At 67.0% G+C, this 23191-nt stretch carries 17 protein-coding genes; 5 read left to right on the top strand and 12 right to left on the bottom strand.

All coding sequences use genetic code 11. The annotated features are described in order from the left end of the window. Positions 1-17: 17 nt before the first annotated feature. Together ABIC94_RS14490 and ABIC94_RS14485 are read left to right on the top strand one after the other, a co-directional pair. On the top strand, positions 18-2792 hold the full coding sequence (locus ABIC94_RS14490; RefSeq protein WP_354373695.1) for a sensor domain-containing diguanylate cyclase: 2775 nt from the start codon (positions 18-20) through the stop codon (positions 2790-2792). A 204-nt stretch (positions 2793-2996) separates the two neighbouring features. Then, positions 2997-4919 carry a PAS domain-containing hybrid sensor histidine kinase/response regulator gene (locus ABIC94_RS14485; RefSeq protein WP_354373694.1) on the top strand — a complete coding sequence of 641 codons (1923 nt, stop codon included), beginning with the start codon at positions 2997-2999 and terminating at the stop codon, positions 4917-4919. Positions 4920-4946: 27 nt separating this feature from the next. Here the strand turns inward: ABIC94_RS14485 and nadE are convergent, their stop codons facing one another. From nadE to ABIC94_RS14465, 4 genes are read right to left on the bottom strand one after another with little or no spacing between them, the layout of a single operon-like run. Continuing rightward, positions 4947-5798 carry an ammonia-dependent NAD(+) synthetase gene (gene nadE, locus ABIC94_RS14480; protein WP_354373693.1) on the bottom strand — a complete coding sequence of 284 codons (852 nt, stop codon included), beginning with the start codon at positions 5796-5798 and terminating at the stop codon, positions 4947-4949. 34 nt (positions 5799-5832) lie between these two features. Further along, a complete protein-coding gene (locus ABIC94_RS14475; protein WP_354373733.1) occupies positions 5833-6963 on the bottom strand; it encodes a phospholipase A in 1131 nt (376 codons plus the stop codon). A gap of 41 nt (positions 6964-7004) precedes the next feature. Further along, positions 7005-7478 (bottom strand): hypothetical protein, encoded by a 474-nt coding sequence (locus ABIC94_RS14470; RefSeq protein ID WP_354373692.1) that lies wholly within the window; start codon positions 7476-7478, stop codon positions 7005-7007. Continuing rightward, positions 7475-9580, bottom strand: coding sequence for an ATP-dependent helicase (locus ABIC94_RS14465; RefSeq protein WP_126747710.1), 2106 nt, complete (start codon positions 9578-9580; stop codon positions 7475-7477). Before ABIC94_RS14465 ends, ABIC94_RS14470 begins: the two co-directional genes overlap by 4 nt. Before the next feature lie 120 nt (positions 9581-9700). Between ABIC94_RS14465 and ABIC94_RS14460 the strand changes: the two genes are divergently transcribed. Then, entirely contained in the window at positions 9701-10729 is a 1029-nt protein-coding gene (locus tag ABIC94_RS14460) for an AEC family transporter (protein ID WP_354373691.1), read from the top strand. A gap of 30 nt (positions 10730-10759) precedes the next feature. Here the strand turns inward: ABIC94_RS14460 and ABIC94_RS14455 are convergent, their stop codons facing one another. Further along, entirely contained in the window at positions 10760-11419 is a 660-nt protein-coding gene (locus ABIC94_RS14455) for a hypothetical protein (RefSeq protein ID WP_354373690.1), read from the bottom strand. Positions 11420-11644: 225 nt separating this feature from the next. Between ABIC94_RS14455 and ABIC94_RS14450 the strand changes: the two genes are divergently transcribed. Then, positions 11645-11857, top strand: a complete 213-nt coding sequence (locus ABIC94_RS14450) for a hypothetical protein (protein ID WP_354373689.1) — start codon at positions 11645-11647, stop codon at positions 11855-11857. Between the two features lie 28 nt (positions 11858-11885). On the opposite strand, the gene priA is transcribed toward ABIC94_RS14450, so the two are convergent. The 6 genes from priA to ABIC94_RS14420 form a co-directional block, all read right to left on the bottom strand. Next, positions 11886-13997 carry a replication restart helicase PriA gene (gene priA, locus ABIC94_RS14445; RefSeq protein ID WP_354373688.1) on the bottom strand — a complete coding sequence of 704 codons (2112 nt, stop codon included), beginning with the start codon at positions 13995-13997 and terminating at the stop codon, positions 11886-11888. A 454-nt stretch (positions 13998-14451) separates the two neighbouring features. Next, positions 14452-15558, bottom strand: a complete 1107-nt coding sequence (gene hemE / locus ABIC94_RS14440; RefSeq protein ID WP_354373687.1) for a uroporphyrinogen decarboxylase — start codon at positions 15556-15558, stop codon at positions 14452-14454. 271 nt (positions 15559-15829) lie between these two features. Further along, complete coding sequence (locus ABIC94_RS14435; RefSeq protein ID WP_354373686.1) at positions 15830-17197, bottom strand: MFS transporter; 1368 nt, start codon at positions 17195-17197, stop codon at positions 15830-15832. 103 nt (positions 17198-17300) lie between these two features. Continuing rightward, on the bottom strand, positions 17301-17993 hold the full coding sequence (locus tag ABIC94_RS14430; protein ID WP_354373685.1) for a thioredoxin family protein: 693 nt from the start codon (positions 17991-17993) through the stop codon (positions 17301-17303). Between the two features lie 93 nt (positions 17994-18086). Next, on the bottom strand, positions 18087-20306 hold the full coding sequence (locus tag ABIC94_RS14425; protein ID WP_436318011.1) for a protein-disulfide reductase DsbD family protein: 2220 nt from the start codon (positions 20304-20306) through the stop codon (positions 18087-18089). A gap of 62 nt (positions 20307-20368) precedes the next feature. Then, positions 20369-21118 carry an alanyl-tRNA editing protein gene (locus ABIC94_RS14420; protein ID WP_354373684.1) on the bottom strand — a complete coding sequence of 250 codons (750 nt, stop codon included), beginning with the start codon at positions 21116-21118 and terminating at the stop codon, positions 20369-20371. 135 nt (positions 21119-21253) lie between these two features. Between ABIC94_RS14420 and ABIC94_RS14415 the strand changes: the two genes are divergently transcribed. Then, on the top strand, positions 21254-22609 hold the full coding sequence (locus tag ABIC94_RS14415) for a PQQ-dependent sugar dehydrogenase (protein ID WP_354373683.1): 1356 nt from the start codon (positions 21254-21256) through the stop codon (positions 22607-22609). Between the two features lie 10 nt (positions 22610-22619). Here the strand turns inward: ABIC94_RS14415 and ABIC94_RS14410 are convergent, their stop codons facing one another. Then, positions 22620-23186, bottom strand: coding sequence for a GNAT family N-acetyltransferase (locus tag ABIC94_RS14410; RefSeq protein WP_354373681.1), 567 nt, complete (start codon positions 23184-23186; stop codon positions 22620-22622). Positions 23187-23191 lie beyond the last annotated feature (5 nt).

The raw sequence follows: 23191 nt of genomic DNA, 5'->3' as shown, positions 1-23191 counted from the left end.
CCCAAGGAGTCCACACGATGCGCCTCCCATTTTTCAATCTGCCCCATTTCAGCTTGCACGCCCGCTTGTCCGCGGGCGTGGTGGCCATTGTTTTCCTGGCGATGATCGGCATTACCAGCGCGGCGCTCTACTTCATCAAGCGCAACATGCAGGCGACCATTGCCGACGAGGAGTTCGAACGGATCTCGGCCCTTGCCGATGCGGTGGACCAGAAGTTCCTGAGCCGGCGCACCTTGCTCAGGACCTTCGGCGACAGTGTCGAGAGCCACAACTTCATCGGCCCCGAAAGGCTGCAGGACCTCGTCATGCAGCACAAGTCGCTGAGGGAGGCATTCGACAACCTGGCCTTCGTCGATGCGCAGGGCGAGATCGTGGCCAACATGAACGGCGCGCAGCAGATCGGCAAGATCAACGTCAAGGACCGCGACTACTTCCAGGGAACGATCGCGGCCAAGGCGGGCGTCATTTCCCAGCCCTTCAGGAATCGCATCAGCGGGCTGGCGCAGGTCGCCATGACCGAACCCGTGCTGGACCGGCAGGGCAACGTTGCCTATGTCATTACCGCCTTCATCACCCTCAGCGAGCACAACTTCCTCGGTGAGCTTGCCAACGTGAAATTCGGCAAGAGCGGGTACATGTTCATCATGAACACCCGCGGCATCATCGTCGACCATCCCGACAAGTCCCGGCTTCTTCAGCACATCGACGGCGACGGCATACGCAACGCGGCCGCCGATCGCGCCATCGCAGGGTTCGAAGGCGCGACCGAAGGGGTGAATCGCAGAGGCGTGCATGCGCTCTACGCGTTCAAGCACATCCGCCAGACCAACTGGGTGCTGGGCGCGATGTATCCGCGCAGCGAAGCCTTTGCCCAGGCGGAGAAGATCGAACGCTTCGCCTGGGCGGGCGCGCTTTTGCTGACCCTGCTGGCCGGCGGACTGACCTTCATGACCGTGCGCAGGCAACTCGCGCCCTTGTCCCGCCTGCGCGAACACATGCAGGTTTCGCGCACCCTCTCGACCTACACGCCCATGGCGGAGACGCCCGCCAGGGACGAGGTCGGCGATCTTTCGCAGACCTTCAATTCGCTCATGCAGGAGCGCCAGGCGTCCCAGGAGCGCTTGCAGTCGAGCGAAAAATTCCTGCGCGACGTGACCGACAACCTGCCGGCCGTCGTCGCCTACTTCGACAGCGACGAACGCTGCCTTTTTGCCAACAAGGCGGGGCTCGGCATGCGCGGCAGAACGCAAGCCGACATCGGCCGCATGACGATGCGGGAATCGCTTCCGGATGCGGTCTACCGGCAACTCGCGCCGCAGGTTGCCAAGGCACTCGAAGGCACGCCGACGCGCACGGAGGGCACCTACGACCGCAGAGGCAAGGAGGGCTTCTTCGAATGCCACCTGGTGCCCGACATTCGCGGCGACCGCGTGGCGGGCTACTACGTGATGACCTTCGACATCACGCGCCAGAAAGTGGCCGAGCGCGAACGCGCGGCAGGCGAGACCCGTGTTCGCACCATCACCGACAACCTTCCTGCTCTGGTGTCCCACGTGGACGCGTCCTTGCGCTTCACGTTCGTGAATGCACATCTGCGTACCCTGTTCGAGGGCATCGAACTGGTGGGAATGTCGCTGCCCGAAGTGCGCGGCGCCGAGGATTTCGAGGCGGTTGCGCCTTATGTCCACCGCGTGCTCGCCGGGGAAGCCGTCACCTTCGAGAAGAAGGGGGACCCCGCACTCGGGATCGGAAAGAACTGGTACCAGTCGCACTACATTCCCGACCTGAATCCCGATGGCACCGTGCACGGCTTCTATGGAATGACTTTCGACATCACCGAGCGCAAGCAAGCCGAGATGCGAAGCGCCGAGAGCGAACGGCGTTTGCGCGGACTGACCGACAACGTGCCGGCGCTTCTGACCGAACTGGATCTCGAAGAACGCGTGGTTTTCTGCAACGGCAGGTACGAAACCTGGCTCGGCGTTTCGCCGGCTTCGGTCATGAACCGGCCTCTCAGGGAGACCATGGGCGAGGCGCGCTACGAACTGCGCAAGCCGCTGCTGGCGCGCGCCTTCGCGGGCGAGGTCGTGTTGTTCGAAGAGACGGTCGAGCTGCTGATCGGCGAGCGAACCCTGCAGACGACCTATCTGCCGCACAGGGATGCAGTCGGCGATGTCGTCGGGCTGTACGTTCTTGCGAACGACGTCACCGAACTCAAGCAAAAGCAAAAGCTGCTGGATGCCCTTGCGCGCGAAGATGCACTCACGGGCTTGCCGAACCGCCGTTCTTTCGAAGAGCACGCGCGTGACGCCATGGCCAGGTCCCGGCGGTCGGGGATTCCGGTGTGCCTGCTGTTCCTGGACATCGACTACTTCAAGTCGATCAATGACTCGCTGGGCCATGCCGCGGGCGATGCGGTGCTCAGGGAATTCGGCCGCCGGCTCAGGGAGAGCGTGCGCGAGACGGACATGGCGGCGCGCTACGCCGGCGATGAATTCGTGATTCTTCTGGAGGGGATCGCAAGCGTCGCCGATGTGCAGGGGGTGGCGGAAAAGGTGCTTGCCGCCATGCGGCCGGCGTTCCACCTGTCCAGCCGCATCCTCCAGGCGACGGCCAGCATCGGCGTCGCCATCGCGGAGGAGGACGAGGATTTTTCGTCCTTGTTCATACGCGCCGATGCGGCCTTGTACGCGGCCAAGAAAGAAGGAAAGAACCGTTTCATGATGGCTGCGCCCAGGTCCGAAAGCCTGGGCAGCGCCTCGTGGCCGCGCCAGGAGCCTTTCAGCGCCTGAAGCTGCCTCGGGATCATGCGGGCACCGGTGCAATCTGGGCCTTGTCCTACGCGAAAAGTACCTGCGGCGGCTCTAAATTGGCGGCACCCGCTGCATGGCAGGCATGAGGTTCGCGCGCTGCAGTCCGGGAGTTCGGCATGAGCCGCTGGAGCGAGGCCCGCATGCCGCTGCACCCGATGCGCGACCACTGGAGGAAAAAGAGCAATGGCAGATCACGGCGGTGGGAGTGCACCCCTGAACCAACGCACTCTGACCGACGCCGAGTTCCGGCTGATGGTCGACGCAGTCACGGACTACGCCATCGTCGTCCTGGACCCTGGCGGCATCGTCATCAGCTGGAACGACGGGGCTCGAAAGCTCAAGGGGTACGAAGCCCCGGAGGTGATCGGGCGGCACTTCTCTCTTTTCTATCCGAGCGAGCTGCTGGAGCAGAACCTGCCGGAGCGCGCGCTCGAAATGGCGCGCGAGGCCGGCCGCATGGAGGAAGAAGGCTGGCGCCTGCGCAAGGACGGTACGCGCTTCTGGGCCAGCATCGTCATCACGCGGATCACCGGCACGGGCGGGGAAGTCCGCGGCTTCTCGATGATCGCGAGAGACCTCAGCGAGCGCCGCCGCCAGGACGAAATGCTGCGCATGAGCGAGGAGCGCTTCCGGCTGCTGGTCGAGGGCGTGAAAGACTATGCGATCTTCATGCTCGACCCCGGCGGCCATATCGTGAGCTGGAACCTCGGCGCGCAAAAGAACAAGGGCTACGAGGCCTCGGAAATCATCGGGCAGCATTTCTCCGTGTTCTATCCGCCCGAGGTGGCCGCGACCGGCTGGCCCGAGCAGGAGCTGCGCAATGCGCTGCGCGACGGGCGGTTCGAGGACGAAGGCTGGCGCATCCGCAAAGACGGCAGCCGGTTCTGGGCCAGCGTGGTCATTACCGCGCTGCACGACGCCACCGGGCGGCATCGGGGCTTCGCCAAGGTCACGCGCGACCTGACGGAGCGGCGCCGCGTGACCGCGCTGGAAGACGAAGGGCGCCGCGTGACGAACTTCCTCGCGATGCTCGGGCACGAGTTGCGCAATCCGCTGGCGCCGATTTCGAACGCGCTCGAACTCCTCAAGCGGGAAAAAGCGGAATCGACAGTCATTTCCCATACCCGCGACATCATCGGCCGGCAGCTCAGGCAGATGACGCGGCTGGTGGACGACCTGCTCGACGTGGGCCGCATCACCAGCGGAAAAATCCATATCGAGAGCAAGCCGGTTCGCCTGCGCGATGCCATCGCCGAGGGGGCCGAGGCGGTCCGGCCGCTGATCGAGAGCAAGTCGCAGACCTTGCACCTGCATCTCCAGGAGGCGGACCCCTGGATTTCGGGAGACAGGGCGCGTGTCATCCAGATCGTCAGCAACCTGATTCACAACGCGGCGAAATTCACCCACAACAGCGGCAACGTCCATGTCTCCCTCTCGCAGAACGGCACGGATGCCGACATCAGCGTGCGCGATGACGGGCCCGGCATTCCGCCGAAAGACCTGCAGCGGATCTTCGACCTGTTCGTGCAGGGCGAGCAGAACATGGCACGGACGCAGGGCGGCCTCGGCCTGGGGCTCAGCCTTGTGCAGCAGTTGACGACGCTGCACGGCGGGCGGGTCAGCGCGTTCAGTACCGGGAGGTCCGGCGAGGGCAGCGAGTTCCTGGTGCAGTTCCAGACCACGCAGGCGCCTATTGCCGCGATCGAGGCGGAGCCCCGGCCCGCGGGGGAGCAGCGCGTGCTGGTGGTGGACGACAACGTGGACGCCGCCGAAACCATGGCACTGCTGCTGGACGCACTGGGCTACAAATCCAGCGTTGCGCATGGCGGGCTGGCCGCCATCGAAGCCGTGAAGGCGCAAGACCCGGATGTGGTGCTGCTCGACATCGGCCTGCCGGACCTGAGCGGACATGAAGTTGCCAGGCGCCTGCGGGCCGAGATGATCAACCCGCCGCCGCTGATTGCCATTACCGGCTACGGGCAGGCCAGCGACAGGGACACCAGCCTGGAGGCCGGCTTTCGGGCCCACCTGACGAAGCCCGTGGACGTCGACAGGTTGACGGTGCTGCTCGAACGCCTGCTGGAGTCGCCTCGCAAGGCGGCGTAGGCAAAACAGCGCCGGCTGGCCAGCGCCCTATGCCGGGTGCGTGGGTTCCACCGGCAGCGCCCGCTTGTGGGCGCTCTTGCGGTGCGTTGCAAGAATGATCTCGCGCGCCGCGGCCGCCACCGGCTTGCCTTCGAGGAAATCGTCGATCTGCTCGTAGCTGACGCCGAACGCGTCTTCATCGGGCTTTTGCGGCACGAGCGATTCGAGGTCGGCCGTCGGCACCTTGAACACCAGCGAATCGGGCGCGCCGAGCTGCTGAGCGAGCGCCCGCACGCGGCGCTTGTTGAGGCCGGTGAGCGGTGTCACGTCGGCCGCGCCGTCGCCGAACTTGGTGAAGAAGCCCATCAGCGCCTCGGCCGCGTGGTCGGTGCCGATGACGATGCCGTCGTGCGCGCCGGCCACCGCAAACTGCGCAATCATGCGTTGGCGCGCCTTGATGTTGCCGAGCACGAAGTCTTCATGCGCCGCATCGCGGAATGCGAGGTCGCCGGCCTTCAGCGCGGCGAGCATGCCGTCCGCCGCGGGCCGGATGTCGACGGTGAGGGTGCGGTCCGGCTTCATCACCTCCAGCGAGCGCTGCGCCTCGGCCTCGTCCTTCTGCACGCCGTAGGGCAGCCGCATGGCAATGAAGGTGGCTTCCCGGCCTTCGGCGCGCAGCCGCTCCACCGCGCGCTGCGCAAGGCAGCCGGCCACCAGCGAATCGACGCCGCCGCTGATGCCCAGCACCAGCGCTTTCAGGCCCGTGCCGCGGAGGTAGCCGGCCAGGAAGCCGATGCGTCGCTCGATCTCCTGCGCGGCGTCGAACACCGGCGCCACGTGCAGCGCGGCAATGATTTCGCGCTGCAAAGCATCCATGGGGGCAAGTCCATCAGCATTCATGACACGAACCTTTCTGTGCATTCATCGGAGCGAATTAAAAGTCCACCAGGCTCAGGCCAATGCTCAGCACGGTGCGCTTGCGGTTGTAGTCCACCAGCGTGTCGCCGTAGCCATGGAACAGCTGCGTGTGGAAGCGCAGGTTGCTCGTGGCCGGATCGCCGATGGCCTTCAGCCATTCGAGCCGCACCGAGCCGCGGCCGCTGTCGCGCAGGTTGTTGCGCACCGTGAGGCCCAGGCTGTTGTCGCGGTTCAGATTCCAGCGGCCCGTGACCTCGGCGCGGCCGATGTAGCTGGAGATGTCGGGGTTGTCGTCCTTCGCCGTGCTTTCCGACAACCGCTGCCAGACGCGTCCGGTGATGCTGAAGCGGTCGTCGAGTTCGGCGCCGCCCATCAGGTAGACGCGGTTCCAGCTGCGCGACAGCGGCAGGCTCTGGCCGTTCGACTGGTGCACCAGCCCCACGCCCGCGTAGCGCCAGCGCCAGCCGCCGGGCAGCTTGAAGTCGAGCGGATAGACATACATCAGCTCGGGCTCGTGGTCGGTGGTGCGGAACGGCCGGGAGATCGAGCCGTTGAACAGCTGCCAGGTCGACTGCTGCGAATACGCGAACCAGAGCGAGTCCTTCTTGGTCGGATCGTTCTGCGTGAGCAGGCCCTGCGCGATCTTGGTCCGCACCGAGAGGCCGATGCGCATTTCATTGGCCTGGTAGGCCACGGGCGACGCGGTGTGGCCTTCGGAAGGCGAGGTGGGCGTATCGGGCTTGCTGGTGGCCGCCGAAGCCGACACGTTCAATGGGCGATAGCCGCGGAACGTGAAGGTGCCGCAGTCGGTGCCGTTCTCGAGCTCCCAGAAGCGCGACAGTATCGAGTACTGGCGGTCGCGGCATCCCTTGTCGGTATCGACCGAGATCACGCGGGTGGCCGGCATCGATCCGTCCACAGGCGGTGCCGGCTGCGTGCTCGCCAGCACCGGCGGCGCGACCGGCACCGACACCGAAGGCAGCGTCTGCTGCTGCGCCCAGCGGTCGAAGCAGGCCAGGCGGGCTTCGTTGCTGTTGCCGAGCGCGGTGCATTGCTGCCAGGTCAGCTGCGAATAGGCCAACGGACTGGCCGGCCTTTCGACGGCCTGTGCGCTGGCCAGTGACGGTGCGAAGAGGCCGGGAGCCATCAGCAGGCTCGCGGCCAGAGTGGTGCGTAGAGGGATGGGTTTCATTGGTCTGCGGTCCGTTCCGTCTTTTTCAGAATGAAGGGATGTGTGCTGTCGTCGGCGGCGTTGCGCCAGGTGCCCCTGAACTCGCGGCCGCAGGAGGCCGGCTGCAGCGTGCCCGACCACACGCCGCTGATGCTGCGTCCGTCGAGCGACTCGTCGATGGCGAGCTCGCCCTCGTCGTCGACGTCGCCCGCAAGCTGCGCGACCGATGCGCTCGCCGAGGGGGCGGCCGCCGCGCGCGTGATGGTGCCGCGCACGCCCGCGTATTCGGGGTGCTTGCCGAGCACGACCGAGGCCGCAGAGGCCGCAGCCGGCAGGCCGTCGAAGCGCGCCTGCCAGCTGCCATACAGGGCTTCAACGGGCAGATCCTTCGCGGTGGCGGGACACCCGGGCGGGGCCGTGTTCCGGGCCGTGGGCCCCGCGCATGCCGTGCAGAGCGCGGCCAGCGAAAGGAAGAGAACCCGCGCCTTCATGACGCGGAGGCGGCCGCCGCTGCTGCCGCCGCATTGTCCTGCGCCTTGCGCGCGAACTCGGCGCGCAGCGCCTTGAGCTTTTCGCGCGGGTCTTCGCGGGTGGTGGTCTTGTCCAGGCCCATTTCGGCGATGAAGCGGCTCGGCACGCAGGGCACCATCTCGCGGCCCTGCTTGCGCTTCTTGGTCCAGCTCACCGCCAGGCTGCGCTGCGCGCGCGTGATGCCCACGTACATGAGGCGGCGCTCTTCCTGCAGCCGCTGCAGCGTCTCGTCGCTCACCTTGAGCTGGCGGCCGTTGTCGTCTTCGAGCTTGAAGGGCAGCAGGCCCTCGGTCACGCCGATCAGCATGACGTGCGGCCATTCGAGGCCCTTGGAGGCATGCAGCGTCGAGAGCGTGACCACGTTCTGGTCCTGCTCGCGCTCGCTGATGGTCGAAAGCAGCGAGATGGTCTGCGCCACCTCGAGCAGGCTCTTGCGTTCACTTTCGATGTTGTTGTCGGCGCCCGAGGCGTCGTCGATCACGCCGCCGGCGCGCTGCGACATCCAGTCGACGAATTCCAGCACGTTGGTCCAGCGCGCGGCCGCGGCCTGCTCGCTGTCTTCGCCGTCGTAGAGATGCTTCTCGTAGTCGATCTCCTTCAGCCAGTCGAGCATGAAGGTGCGCGAGTCTTCCGCGCCCATGGTGCGGCGCGCACGGTATTCGAGGTCGTTGATGTAGCGGCCGAACTCGTGAATGCCCTCGAGCGTGCGCTTGGGCATCACGCTCGGCAGCGACGGACTGAAGAGCGCCTCGAAGAGGCTCAGCTTGTACTGGCTGGCAAAGGTGCCGAGGCTCGCGAGCGTGGTGTGGCCGATGCCGCGCTTGGGCGTGGTGATGGCGCGCAGGAACGCCGGGTCGTCGTCGTTGTTGACCCAGAGGCGGAACCAGCCGCACAAATCCTTGATTTCGGCGCGGTCGAAGAAGCTCTGGCCGCCCGACACCTTGTACGGAATCTGCGCCTTGCGCAGCGCCTGCTCGAACACGCGCGCCTGGTGATTGGCGCGGTAAAGAATGGCGAAGTCTCGGAACTCCTTGTACTGCTTGCCTTGGGTGATGGCATCGCCCGCGCGCAGGCTGACGATGCGCGCCACCGCGCGTTCGGCCTCGTGCGCCTCGGAGTCGGCATCGACGATGCGCACCGGCTCGCCTTCGCCCAACTCGGAGAACAGCGTCTTCGGAAACAGCTTGGGGTTGGGGCCGATCACGTTGTTGGCCGCCCGCAGGATCGCGCTGGTGGAGCGGTAGTTCTGCTCGAGCTTGATCACCTTCAGGGTCGGATAGTCGACCGGCAGCTTGCGCAGGTTGTCCAGCGTGGCGCCGCGCCAGCCGTAGATCGACTGGTCGTCGTCGCCCACAGCGGTGAAGCGCCCGCGCTCGCCGGCCAGCGCCTTCAGCACTTCATACTGGGTAGCGTTGGTGTCCTGGTATTCGTCCACCAGGATGTGGCCCAGCGTGGTCTGCCACTTGGCGCGCACCTCGTCGAAGTCGCGCAGCAGCTTGAGCGGCATGCCGATGAGATCGTCGAAGTCGACGCTCTGGTAGGCCGTGAGCCGCTCTTCGTAGCGCGCCATGATGCGCGCGGTGATGCGCTCGTTGTCGTCCACCGCGGCGGCCTCGGCCTGTGCGGCGTTCAGGCCCATGTTCTTCCACTTGCTGATGGTCCACTGCCAGATGCGCGCGGTGGCCGTGTCGGTGGTGCCGCCCGCGTCTTTCAGAATCTTCGTGACGTCGTCGCTGTCGAGAATGCTGAAGGCGGGCTTCAGCCCCAGCACGGCGCCGTCTTCGCGCATCATGCGCACGCCCAGCGCGTGAAAGGTGCAGATCACCACATGCCGCGCGTCGCGCCCGATCAGGCCTTTGGCGCGCTCGCGCATTTCGCTGGCGGCCTTGTTCGTGAAGGTGATGGCCGCGATGCGCTTGGGCTCCAGCCCGGCCTGGATGAGCCGGCCGATCTTGTGCGTGATGACGCGCGTCTTGCCCGAACCCGCGCCTGCGAGCACGAGACAGGGGCCGTGCAGGTAATTGACGGCTTCTTGTTGCGCGAGATTGAGACCGGAAGACATGGGGAGTGGGGAGGGAAGGCCGCGGAGGAACGGCTGGCGCAAAGCGCGCAATGATACGGGGCGCAGCCTGTCCGGGACCCCTCCAGAGTTCACGATGCGGGACGCAACGACAATCAGGCGGTGTTGCCTGTATTTCTCGTAACTTTTCCCTTCTTCGCGTTGATCGCGGCGGGCTATGGCGCCGCGCGTGCCCGCGTCCTGCCGCTCGGCGCAATTCCCGGCCTCAACACCTTCGTGTTGTATTTCGCGTTGCCTTGCATGTTGTTGCGATTTGGCGCCGGCACGCCGATCGGGCAACTGCTCGACGGCAGCGTGGCGCTGGTTTGGGGCTTGAGCGCGCTGGCCGTGGTGGCAGGCGTGGTCTTCTTCACCCGCAACGCGCGCATCGGCTGGAACGACGGCGCATTCGGCGCTCTGGTGGCGGCCTTCCCCAACACAGGCTTCATGGGTGTGCCGCTCCTGGTGGCGTTGCTCGGCGCGCAGGCGGCAGGGCCGATGATCATCACCATCGCGTTCGACCTGGTCGTGACCTCGTCGCTGTGCATCGCGCTGTCGCGCCTCGACGGGGCCGGCGGGGGCACGGGTGCGCCGCACCAGGGCCCGCGGCAGGCAGCACGCCAGGCGCTGCGCGGCGTGCTGGTCAACCCGATGCCGTGGTCGATTCTGCTGGGCGTGCTGCTGTCGGCCGCTCGGTGGCGCTTGCCCGGCCCGGTGGAGCGCACCATTGCCATGCTGGCCGACGCGGCTTCGCCAGTGGCGCTCTTCACCATTGGCGCGGTGCTGGCGCGTTCGGCGCTGCTTGCGCGCGAGCACGGCGCCAGCGCGGCGGTGGCGGCGGCCATGGGCACCCGGTCGGCCTTCCCGGCCAGGGCGCCGCTGGCCGACGTGCTGCCGGTGGTGCTGGTCAAGCTGCTCGTGCACCCCCTGCTGGTCTGGGCGCTGGGGCAGGGCGCCGTCGCGCTCGGTTTGCCGCTCTCCTCTCCGGCGCTGATGGTGATCGTGCTGGTGGCGGCACTGCCGAGCGCCAGCAACGTTGCGATGCTGGCCGAGCGCTTTGGCGCCGACAACGGCCGCATCGCACGCATCATCCTGTGGACGACGGTGGCGACGTTCTTCAGTTTTCCGTTGGCGGTGGGCCTGCTGCGCTGAGGCGGTGCGCTGCAAGACGCTTCTGTTGAATCAGGGCGTCAGCACGCCGAGCTTGAAGGGATCGGCGTCCGAGAGGCGCTCGCACTTGGTGAAGTCGCGGCCCTGGGTGCCGTCGCAATAGAACGCGTTGTAGATGCGGCCGAACAGCGTGGGGCTGGCCGTGAAGAGCACGCCATGATCGGGTTGCCAGTTGTCCTTGACCGCCCCGGCGCCGAGTTCCGTGGCGCTGGTGGGGCCTGCCGTGGTGACGGAGGCGGACGAGAATTCGGCCAGCGTCTTGTGGACTTCGCCGCCGCGCCATCGCATTGCCAGTTCGGAAGCGGTGGGCCTGGCAGCCACGGGCAGCAGCACGCCGTTCACTTGAAAGCCGTCACCGAAGCGATGCGTCCTGCCGGCAAGAAAAGCGTAGGCGCAGGCGGCCAGGCACTGGCCGCGGATTTCGGTTTCCACGCCGCTCGAGCGGATGGCGTCGGCAAAGGCGCCGGCTGCTTCGGCGGTGCCGCCGAATGAGTCTTCGAACACCACGGTGCGCACCGTGCCTTTGCCGAGGTGCTCGGTAAAGGTCTTGATGGCCGTGCCGTCGAGCATGCCCGAGACCACAAGCCGGCTGCCCTGCAGTTCGAGTTCGGCCGCGGAGCATGCGAGGCATGCAAAAAATAGAGCCCAACCGAGCGATGAAGGCAGTTTCACGGCAACCCCTGGCGACCAGCGTTCTTGCTTGATGCGCGACGCCGGAACGGGCCCGCGCTGTAACAGCTTGAATAGCGGGCGGGCATGCAGTCAACCGCTTTTTCAGATTATTTCCGATTCCTGCGTAGGCCATAAGCCATAGCTATCGTTATCACTCCGGATGAGTGCTTATGTTTTCAAAACACTGCTAAAGTGTTTGCAAATCAAAGTATGTATGGAGGCACTATGGCAATACTTGTTCGTATTCTGCTGTGGCTGGCCTGGGTCGCCAGCGTGGGCTGGTTGTGGCATGCCGACACCCTCGGCACCGCCACGTCGCTTGCGGTGGGCGCCTTGAGCCTGGTGGTGTTCGCATGGCCCGGAAGCATCGCTCGGCGGCGCAGCAGCGAGCTGCGCTACGTCGACATGGGCAAGGAGCCCGCGGGCCTGCACCACTGACAAAGGCCGGCCTCGTTGCGAGGCCGCCTCAAATGCTGTGCGGGTCGACGTCGATCAGCCAGCGAATCACGCCCTTGCCTTCGGGCGTGCGCCGCAACGCGTGCAGCAGCGGCTGCCAGGCTGCCAGCAGGCGCTGCAGCGCGGCGCGAGAAGGGCTTTCGATCAGCATCTGCGCCCGTTCCACGTTGGCCACGCGCTGAATGGCCAGCGGCACCGCGGGGTAGCGCACCACGCGGTCGGCGCCTTCGAGCGCATCGGCCGCGCCACTCGCTGCATTCAGAAAGGCCTGTGCGGCCTCCTGCGTGCGCGCATCGGCCCGCAGCAGCGCCTGGAATGCAAAGGGCGGCATGCCGGCGGCGGCGCGCTCCTCGAGTTGCTGCCTGGCGAAGGCGGCGTAGTCGTGCTTTCGTAGGGCTGCGAAGAGCGGATGCTGCGCATGGTGCGTCTGGATCCACATCTCGGCGGTGGCACCCTGCGCCGCGAGGTAGGCCGCGTCGCGGCCCGCGCGGCCCGCCGATTGCATCAACAGGCTGAACAGCCGCTCGGGCGCGCGAAAGTCGCTGGAGAACAGCGCGCCGTCGGGGTTCACGGCGGCCACCAGCGTGATGCGCCGGAAGTCGTGCCCCTTGGCGATCATCTGCGTGCCGACCAGCACGTCGACCTCGCCCGAATGCACGGCTGCGAGCTGCGATTCGAGCGCGCCCTGCTTCTTGGTGCTGTCGGCGTCGATGCGTGCAATCCTCACGGGTTCAGGCGCCGCACTGCCGCCGGGCCGCGTCACGCCGGCGAACAGTTCGGCCAGATGCTCTTCGAGCCGCTCGGTGCCGCGCCCCACGGGCGCGATGTCGGGGTTGCCGCAAGACGGGCAGGCGCGCGGCACGCGCTCGGTAAAGCCGCAGTGGTGGCAGCGCAGCGTGCGGTCAATCTTGTGGAACACGCGGTAGGCGCTGCAATGCGGGCATTCGCTTTTCCAGCCGCAATCGGCGCAGGCCAGCACCGGCGCATAGCCGCGGCGGTTCAGGAACACCATGCTTTGCTCGCCGCGAGCGATGCGCTGGCCGATGGCGTCGAGCAGCGCGCCCGAGAGCACCGTTTTCGGCGGCTGCAGGTTCATGTCGACCAGCCGCACGGCGGGCAGTTCGCCAGCGCCGATACGTGACGGCATTGCGAGCCGCACATAGCGGCCCCCGGGGTCTTCGCCCTCGGCGGGGCGGCTCTGGTGCCAGCTTTCGAGCGAGGGCGTGGCGGAGCCCAGAATCACTTTCGCGCCCTCGCGCTGGCCCCGCCACACGGCGAGGTCGCGCGCCGAATACCGCGCGCCTTCTTGCTGCTTGTAGCTGGGGTCGTGCTCTTCGTCGACCACGATGAGCTTCAGCCCCGGCATCGACGCGAACACCGCCATGCGCGTGCCCAGCACGATGCGCGCGGCGCCGCTGTGCGCCGCGAGCCAGCTTGCGAGCCGCTGCGGATTGGTCATGCCGCTGTGCAGCGACACCACCGCGTCGTCGCCGAACCGTGCCTTGAAGCGCGCTTCGAGCTGCGGCGTGAGGTTGATCTCCGGCACCATCACCAGCGCCTGCGCGCCGGCATCGCCTGCGAGCAGGTCGGCCACGCAGCGCAGGTAGACCTCGGTCTTGCCGCTGCCGGTGCTGCCGACCAGCAGGAAAGTGCCCGTTTCAGCTTCGATGCGGGCCAGGGTGGCCGTCTGCTCCGGGCTCAGCGCGATCAGGTTGGCGGCTTCGGCCGTCTCGGTGACGGGCCCGGTCGTCGTCTTGCGCTTGAGCCGCCGGGCCAGCTGCGTGGTGCTCAGGTCGCGCAATTGCGGCGGCAGGGCTGCCAACGCGATTTCGCCGATCGAGCGCTGGTAGTAGCGTGCGGCAAAGGCCACGAGGTCGCGCCAGGCTCCGCCCAGCGGCGCGAGCGCATCGAGCGCGGCGCCCACGGGCTTGAGCGCCATGTCGGGCTCGGCGCCGTCCAGCGCGCCGGGCTCGTTCCAGACCACGCCCAGCACCTCGCGCCGGCCCAGCGGCACCCGCACCAGCGTGCCGGGCGCGAGCGGTGCCGCGCTGGCGTAGCTCAGCAGGTCGCCGAGCGCGGCATGCGCCGGCGTTTGCACGGCGATGTCGAGCCGCCAGGCCATCGCGGCGGGCGTGCTCGCTCGCGCTGCCTCCGTTGCCGGGGTTGGGCTGCTGGCGGGGGGAATGGGCGTCTCTGTTGGCAAGGTTTGTTAATGCGACTTTGAGCAAAATCGCTTAAGTCGTTGATTTTCCTGCGCTTTGAAGCTCATCCAGAGATTCTGTGGATAACTTTGTTGACAACAAGGCTCGACACGCTGCGGAGCCTTGAAAATCAAGCGTCTGGCTGGATTGCCCTCAAAAAAAGCAAAGTTCAAATCCTATATAAATCAACAACTTACGTTCGCTACTTGTTTAGGAGCAAAGAGGGGGCTGCTTCAGATAATCTTGCGCAGTGCAACACGTGTTTTGTGCATAAGTCGGGCCTCCTACACCGTTTTTGGACTTGACAAACGGCTGCGAACTGCTTTTCAGAGGAAACCAACTGCGTCGTCGCGCATGCCCGCCCGCGCAACAATTTCAACTGCGCAAGGCGCGTGATTGTGCGTGCACGGCCTGTACCAGCGCCGCCACGTGGTCCGGCGGCGTGAACTGGCTGATGCCGTGGCCCAGATTGAAGATGTGGGTCGGACCTTGGGCCGGGCCGGCATGTGGCTTGCCGAAGGCCTGCAGCACTTTCGCGACCTCGGCTTCGATTTGCGCGGACGGCGCGAACAGCACGTTGGGGTCGATGTTGCCTTGCAGGGCCTTGGCCTTGCCGTCGGCGCCTTCGCCGACCATGCGGCGCGCGGCCGCGAGGTTCACGGTCCAGTCGACGCCGAGCACTTCGCAGTCGAGCCCGCGCATGGCTTCGAGCCACAGGCCGCCGCCCTTGGTGAACACGATGCGCGGCACGGGCTTGCCGTCGGCACCGTTGCGCTTCAGGCCGGCCAGCACGCGTGCGGTGTAGGCAAGGCTGAACTCCTGAAACGCGCCGTCGGCCAGCACGCCGCCCCAGCTGTCGAACACCATCACGGCCTGCGCGCCGGCGTCGATCTGCGCGTTGAGATAGGTGGCCACCGAGTCGGCATTGACTGCGAGCAGGCGGTGCATCAGGTCGGGGCGGCTGTAGAGCATGCTCTTCACAAGGCGGTAGTCGCTCGAGCCCGCGCCTTCCACCATGTAGCAGGCGAGGGTCCAGGGGCTGCCCGAAAAGCCGATGAGCGGCACGCGGCCGTCGAGGGCCTTGCGAATCGACGCCACGGCGTCGAACACGTAGCGCAGCTTGGCCATGTCGGGCACTTCGAGCGCCGCAACGGCCGCTTCGTCACGCACGGGGCGTGCAAAGCGGGGGCCTTCGCCGGCCTCGAACGACAGGCCCAGGCCCATGGCGTCGGGCACGGTGAGGATGTCGGAGAAAAGAATGGCGGCATCGAGCGGGTAGCGTTCGAGCGGCTGCAGCGTGACTTCGGTGGCGTAGTCTGTGTTGGTCGCCAGCCCCATGAAGCTGCCGGCCTTGGCGCGGGTGGCCACGTACTCGGGCAGGTAGCGACCGGCCTGGCGCATGAGCCAGACGGGGGTGTGGTCTGTGGCCTGGCGCCAGCAGGCCCGCAGGAAAGTGTCGTTTTGCAATGGGGCGAAAGGCATGTCCCGATTGTCGCAGGGGGAGGGGCTTGCTTTCGGTGGGCTGCTTGTTTGGGCGCTCTTGTTCAGGGCGTGTGCACAGGCCACCGGGTACTCCCCTCCGCGAATGTCCCCCGGCTTCGCCTCCTCCTTTATTTCGCTGCGGGGAGCACCCGATGCCCTGTGCACTGGGGCACGTTGCTGGTGTATCGCCGATCAACGACCGCTCCGTGCAAGGTACCCCGTCGGCGGGTGCGCGCCCCGAACCAGCAAAGTCCAGCAAGACCAGCCGAAATCAGACCACAGGCACCCGCACCGAATCCGCAGGATTCACCTGGCGCCGATACAGCATCAACGTGGCGACCAGCCCGCAGATGGCGGCCGCCGTCATCCACAACCCCGGCGCGCCCTTGTCGCCGGTCATCTCGATCAGGCCGGTGGCAATGGCTGGCGTGAAACCGCCGAACAGCGCCGTCGCCAGGCTGTAGGCCAGCGAGAAGCCGGCGGTGCGCACGTTGACCGGCATCACCTCGGTGAGCGCCACCACCATCGCGCCGTTGTAGCTCGCGTAGAGGAACGAGAGCCACAGCTCCACTTCGAGCATGCGCGCGAAGCTCGGCGCGCCCACCAGCCACTTGAGCGACGGGTACGCGGTGAGGACGGTCAGCACCGTGAACAGAATCAACAGCGGCTTGCGGCCTACGCGATCGGACAGCGCGCCCATGATCGGCAGCCAGATGAAGTTGGAGACCGCCACGCACAGCGTGACGACGAGCGCATCGGTCGTGCTCAAGTGCAGCACCGACTTGCCGAAGGTGGGCGTGTAGACCGTGATCAGGTAGAACGACACCGTCGTCATCGACACCAGCATCATCCCCGCGACCACCAGGCCCCAGTTGGCGATCATCGACTGGAAGATCTCGCGCGCATCTGGGCGGTGCTTGCGCGCCATGAACTCCTCGGTCTCCTGCAGCGAGCGGCGAATCACGAACAGCACCGGCACGATCAGGCAGCCGACGAAGAACGGAATGCGCCAGTAGAAGTCGCCGATTTCCTGCGAGGTGAAGGTCACGTTGAGCCAGTAGCCGAGCGCCGCCGCCACGACGATCGCCACCTGCTGGCTGGCCGATTGCCAGCTCACGTAAAAGCCCTTGCGCCCCGGCGTGGCCATTTCCGACAAGTAGACCGAAACGCCGCCCAGCTCCACGCCGGCCGAGAAGCCTTGCAGCAGCCGCCCGACGAGCACCAGCAGCGGCGCGGCGAAGCCGATGGTGGCGTAGGCCGGTACGCAGGCAATCAGCAGCGTGCCGAGCGCCATCAGCGCGAGCGTGACGATCAGGCCCTTGCGGCGGCCGACGCGATCGACGTACGCGCCGAGAAAAATCGCGCCCAGCGGCCGCATCAGGAAACCGGCGCCGAAGGTCATGAAGGTCAGCATCAGCGAGGCGAACTCGTTGCCCGCCGGGAAGAAGGCCTTCGAGATCTGCGTGGCGTAGAAGCCGAACAGGAAGAAGTCGAACATCTCCATGAAATTGCCGCCCGTCACGCGCAGCACGGTGGCGAATTTCGAGGAGGAGGACGTCGAAGCAGCGGCGGAAGCGGCAGTGCCTGAAGCGGCGCGGGCGGCCGGGCCCGGTTGCGCGGCAGTGTGCGCAGGATCCATCTTGTTGTCCCCTTGGGCGATGTAGTTCGTCCAAGGGTAGGCCGGGGTTCCCGACCGCTACCTGACCACCGCAGTCAGGTAGCTGTCATTCCTGGCTTCTTCTTCAGGTCTTGTATTTCACCGAACAGCCGTAGGGCCGCGTCGAGGCCGTAGAAATCGGCTTGCCGCCGAAGGCCTCGCCGAGCGCCTGGTTCACGTAGTTGGTCGCGCTCTTGATGTCGTCGGGCCGGGCCGAGGCGATGCTGTCGATGCCGCCCGCGTACACCAGCACGCCCTTGGGGTCGATGATGAAGATGTGCGGCGTGGTGCGCGCGCCGTAGGCCTGGCCGATGACGCCGTCTTCGTCCATCAGCATTGCGGTGGGGGCGGCTTTTTGCGACTTCATCCACGCATCGAGAGCCGCAGGCTGCAGGTAGTCGCTGGCCGCGCGCTCGGTGGAATTGACCGACAGCCAGACCACGCCCTTGGCCGTGGCGGATTTCTGCGTGGCGGGCATGTTGCCGCTGTTGTAGTGCTTGCGCACGAAGGGGCAGCCCGGATTGGTCCACTCGAGCACCACGAACTTGCCGGCAAAGTCGGAGAGCTTGTGCTTGGCGCCGCTGGTGTCCACGGCAACGAAGTCAGGCGCCTGCTGGCCCACGGCGGGCGCTGCGAAGGCGTTATTGCCCATGAGGAAAGTGGCGCCGAGCGCCACGGCTGCGGCCACGACGGCGCGGCGCGAGGCGCGGGTGAGGGCGGCGCGGGCGTGGCGCGCGGCGCGAAGGGAACGCGAGTCGGACGATGGCGAAAGTGACATGGCCAGCTTGAACTCCAAAAGAAAAAACAAACAACGGCGACAGCTTAGGGCGCTTTGCTCAAGTGCATGTGACAACCCATGTCACGCAACGGGTCAAAGCGCGGCAAGCGCTGCGCGCACCTCGTCCTTGCCCAGAATTTCGGTCAGGACGACCGGCGCCTTGCCGGGTGCCTGCAGCACATACAAGGGCACGCCGCTGCGTCCGAGCGAGGTCAGGGCGGCGGTAATGGCGGGGTCGCGGCGCGTCCAGTCGGCACGCAGCATCGCGACCTTCTTGCTGTCGAAATCGGCCAGCACCTCGGCATCGGCGAGCGTGGCCTTCTTGTTGTACTGGCAGGTCACGCACCAGGCGGCCGTGAAGTCGATGAACACCGGCTGCCCGGCGCTCGTGAGGTCGGCCACGCGTTCGGCCGACCAGGGCTGCCAGCGCTGGCCGGCATTGGCGGAGGACGCGAGCTTGGCCGGCTCCACCGTCTGCAGCACGTTGCGCCCGATGGCCGCGGTGAGCATTGCAGTGAAGGCAACCAGCACCGTGGCAATGACCAGCCGCGTGCGGCCGCGCAGCGTCAGCGCCCAGACGATGGCGGCCATGCACACCAGCAGCGCGAGCAGCGTGCCCGCGCCGTCGATGCCGCTTTGCTGCCCCAGCACCCAGACCAGCCAGGCCACGGTGGCGAACATCGGAAACGCCAGCAACCGGCGCAGCGTGCCCATCCACGGGCCGGGCTTGGGCAGCAGCCGCGCAATGGCCGGAACGAAGCCGGCCACCAGATAAGGCAGCGCCAGACCGAAGCCCAACGCCGCGAACAGCAGCAGGGCCTGGGCGGCGGGAAGCCCGATGGCAAAGCCGAGCGAAACGCCCATGAACGGCGCGGTGCAGGGCGAAGCGATCACCACGGCCAGCACGCCCGAGAGGAAGTCGTTGGCAATCGGGTGCTTGGCCTGGGCCGAACACACGGACGACGGCGCCGCGCGCCCGAATTCGAAAACGCCCACCAGGTTGAGCCCGATCAGCGTGAACAGCGCGGCCAGCGCCGCCACCACGGCCGGCGATTGCAGCTGGAAGCCCCACCCAAGCTGGGCGCCCGCCGCGCGCAGCGCCAGCATGGCGCCACCCAGCGCGAGAAACGAGAGCATCACGCCGCCGGTGTAGGCCAGCCCCGCCGTGCGGTGCGCGCTGCGATTGCCGGCCTGCCGCGCAAAGCCCAGCACCTTGATGGCCAGGATCGGGAACACGCAGGGCATGAGATTCAGCAGCAGGCCGCCGAGCATGGCGCCCAGCAACGCGACGATGAAGGTGCCGGCGGGCTGGGGCGGCAGGTCCGTGGGCGATGTGGAAGCGGCGGCAGTCGCCGCATTGGCGGCGAGCGCGGCCTGCAGCGCGGGCGAGACCTCGGCGCGCGGAGCGGCAGTCGGCCAGGTGCCGCTGACCGGCGCTTCGGTACGCCAGGCCATCGGCTGGCCCGGCTGCCGGTCGGCCTCGGCCAGCGCGACCACCAGCGGCAGGGTCGTGGGGCTGGCGCTGCGCTGGTCGGCCAGCGGCAAGGTGGCGGTCCAGGTGCCGCCTTGCCAGCTTTGCGTCCAGTCCTTGCCCGATTCCGCGGCGGTGCGGATCAGCTCCGGTGTTTCGGGGAAGAAGCCCAGGGTCTTGCCCTGCGCCGCCGCGGGCAGCCCTTCGAGGCGCACCTGCAGGTTGTTGGCGCTGACCTCGACAGAGCCCGCCTTGGCGAGCGGCTGCGGCTGCGCGGCCTGGGCGGCATCGAAGCCGGCCTTGTGCAGCGCGGTCGAGCCCTGCAGTGGCAGCGCAAGGGTGAACTCACCCTCTTCGGGAATGCATTCCTTGCGGCAGACCAGCCAGGTGGCCTTGAGCCGGATGTCGAGCCCCGAAGCCCCCGTGCCAAGGGCCAGCGGCGGCTTGAAATTGCTCGAAACCTCGAGCGGCACCGGGAGCAGCACCGTGCCCTCGTAGCCGTAGTTGGCCAGGTTGCCGACCGGGATCTTCTTCGGCACCGGCCACGCAATCTCGCCGGCCGACACCCCCGCCGGCAGGGTCCAGTTCAGTTCCGTGGGCAGGCCGGAATCGCCGGCGTTCTTCCAGTAGGTGTGCCACTCGGGCTGGTGGGTGATCTGCAGCCCGACCCAGACCGGGGCGCCGGGCGCAACGCCGTCGGGCGCATGCGCGACCAGTTCGGCGCGCACGTGGGGGGTGGTGACGACAGCACCCGGCTTGGATGCCAATTGCGCCGCAGCCGGCATGCAGGCTGCGGCGGTTGCTACCAGAAAGGTAGCTAGATGAAAGCGGGAAAGGATCATGCCGATCAGTCGGAGCGGGCGGGCGGTGCGAAGTTCCAGGCGGTTTCGGGCGCTTTCGGGCCTCAAGCGGCCCAGCCCAGCACCACGCGGCGGCTGTTGGCGCTCTTTTTCTCGATTTTGGTGACCATCACCGCGCCAATCTCGGCGGTGTTTGCAACATGCGTGCCGCCGCAGGGCTGGAAGTCGATCTGCGCCTCGCCCTCGCCGCCGATCCGAATGGTGCGCACCGTACCCGTGCCGCGCGGCGGCTGCACGCTCATGCTCTTCACGAGCGCCGGATTGGCGTCGAGCTCCTCGTCGGTGATGGCGCCCACGGTCAGCGGATGGGCCGCTTCAACCAGCCGCGCGAGGCCGGCAGTCAGCGCTTCCTTGTCGAGCGGGTCGGTCATGTGGAAGTCGATGCGCGCGTAGTCGGGCGTGATCGAACAGCCGTTCACCGGCACCGGCACCAGGTGGCACAGCAGATGGCTGGCGGTGTGAAAGCGCATCAGCCGGTGGCGGCGCTCCCAGTCGAGGCGCGCAGTGACCGTGTCGCCCGGCTGCAGCGCGGCCAGCAGTTCGACTTGCCCGGGCGCCGGCACGTGAACGAATTCGCTGGTGGGCTGGCCTTCTTCATTCTTGGCCTTGCGGGTGTCGGCAATGACGAACTCGCGGCCGTCGGCCAGCGCCAGCACGCCGGTATCGCCGGCCTGTCCGCCGCCCAGGGGATAGAACACCGTGCGGTCCAGCACGATGCCGGTGTCGTCGATGCGCAGGATGCGGGCTTCACAGGCGCGCAGATACGCGTCGGCACGGAACAGGTCGTCAGTCATGCGGCGATGGTAGCGGCGATGCGTGAATGAGGTGCGCCCACGCCAAAAAGCGCCCACGACCGACAGCCCCGGCCGGCGCCGCCCGCATGATGTGCCGGAATGCGGCCCCATGCCGCGACACCGAAGGATTCGCGAATGAAGGCACCGAATATCGCCATTTCCCTGACCTCCTCCACCGCACTGGCCGCGGTGCTGGGGCTGGCCGGTTGCGGCGAGGCCGCCAAGCTGCCCCCCGAAGTCACGACCGGCCCGCGGCCGCAACTGGCCGAACCCAACAAGACGCTGATTCCCACCATCAATGTGGCCACCGCGGTCGGCTGGACCGACACCGCCGGTCCCACGGCCGCCGAAGGCCTGCGCGTGAACGCGCTCGCCCGCGGGCTGGACCATCCGCGCTGGGTCTACACGCTGCCCAATGGCGACGTGCTGGTGGCCGAGAGCAACAAGCCGCCCAAGCCCGAAGGCGCCGGCGACGGCGGCGGGCCGATGGCCAGGATCCGCGACTGGGCCATGGGCAAGTTCATGAACCGCGCCGGTGCGGGCGTGCCGAGCCCCAACCGCATCACGCTGCTGCGCGACGCCGACGGGGATGGCGCGGCCGAAGTGAAGCAGGTGTTCCTGTCGAACCTGAGTTCGCCATTCGGCATGGCGCTGGTCGGCAATGAGCTTTTCATTGCCAACGCCGACGCGCTCGTCAAGGTGCCGTACACCGAGGGCCAGACCTCGGTCAGCGCCGCGCCCACGGTGGTCACGCCGCTGCCCGCGGGCATCAACCACCACTGGACCAAGAACGTGATCGCCAATGCCGACGGCACCAAGCTCTATGTCACGGTCGGCTCCAACAGCAACATCGGCGAAAACGGGCTCGCCGCCGAAGAAGGCCGTGCCGCCATCTGGGAGGTGGACGTGAAGAGCGGCGAGAAGCGCCTGTTCGCAAGCGGCCTGCGCAACCCCAACGGCCTGGCCTGGGAGCCTGAAACCAAGGCGCTGTGGACCGTGGTCAACGAGCGCGACGAAATCGGCAGCGACCTCGTGCCCGACTACCTCACCTCGGTGAAGGACGGGGCCTTCTACGGCTGGCCCTGGAGCTACTACGGCGGCAATGTGGACGCGCGCGTCACACCGCAGAAGCCCGACCTGGTGGCCAAGGCCGTCGCGCCCGACTACGCGCTCGGCTCGCACGTCGCCCCCTTGGGGCTGGTCTTTTCGGACGCGCGCGGCATGCCTGCCGAGTTCGCGACCGGCGCCTTCATCGGCGAGCACGGCTCGTGGAACCGCAAGCCGAAGTCGGGCTACAAGGTGGTGTTCGTGCCCTTCATCGGCGGCAAGCCGAGCGGGCCGCCGGTCGACGTGCTGACCGGCTTTCTCACGGCGGATGAGAAGGCACAGGGCCGGCCGGTGGGCGTGGCGCTCGACAAAAATGGCGCGCTGCTGGTGGCCGACGACGTGGGCAACGTGGTCTGGCGTGTCTCGCGGGCAAAGCCGCAGTAAGCGGCCGTCTCTAGCGCCGCGGGCGGCCGATCCGGAACAACCGGTGCCGGCGCAGCGCGTGCCCCTCGGGCACCGACGGATGATCGAAAGCGCCGGCCACGTCTTCACGCATGCCGAGGCGCTCCATCACGGCCGCCGAACGAAGATTGCCGACGGCAGTGAACGCCACGATCTCCTCGAGCCCGAGCCGCTCGAAGCCAACCTGCAGCGCACCCCGTGCAGCCTCGGTGGCAAGACCCTGGCCCCACCACTTCCTTGCGAAGCGCCAGCCGATCTCCACGCACGGTGAAAACGGCAGTGCGGCCAGCGGCACATTCAGGCCCGTGAAGCCCGCGAATTCGCCCGAGTCCTTGTGCTCGACGGCCCAGAAACCCCAGCCGTTCGCGGCGATGCGCGCCTGGAAGCGTTCCACCAGTGCATCGCTGTCGGCCCGCGTGGGAACCGGCAGCAGGAACGCCATGACTTCGGGATCGGCCGCGAGCGCGGCAAAGGGCGCGAGATCGCTCTCGCGCCACTGGCGCAACCGAAGGCGCGGAGTTTCGAATTCGATCGGAGGCTGGAGGATGCTGTCGGCCATGCGGC

Origin of the sequence: Variovorax paradoxus (assembly GCF_040544635.1) — a bacterium.
Classification (GTDB): Bacteria; Pseudomonadota; Gammaproteobacteria; order Burkholderiales; family Burkholderiaceae_C; genus Variovorax; species Variovorax paradoxus_R.
This window is presented reverse-complemented; position numbering and strand designations above follow the sequence as displayed.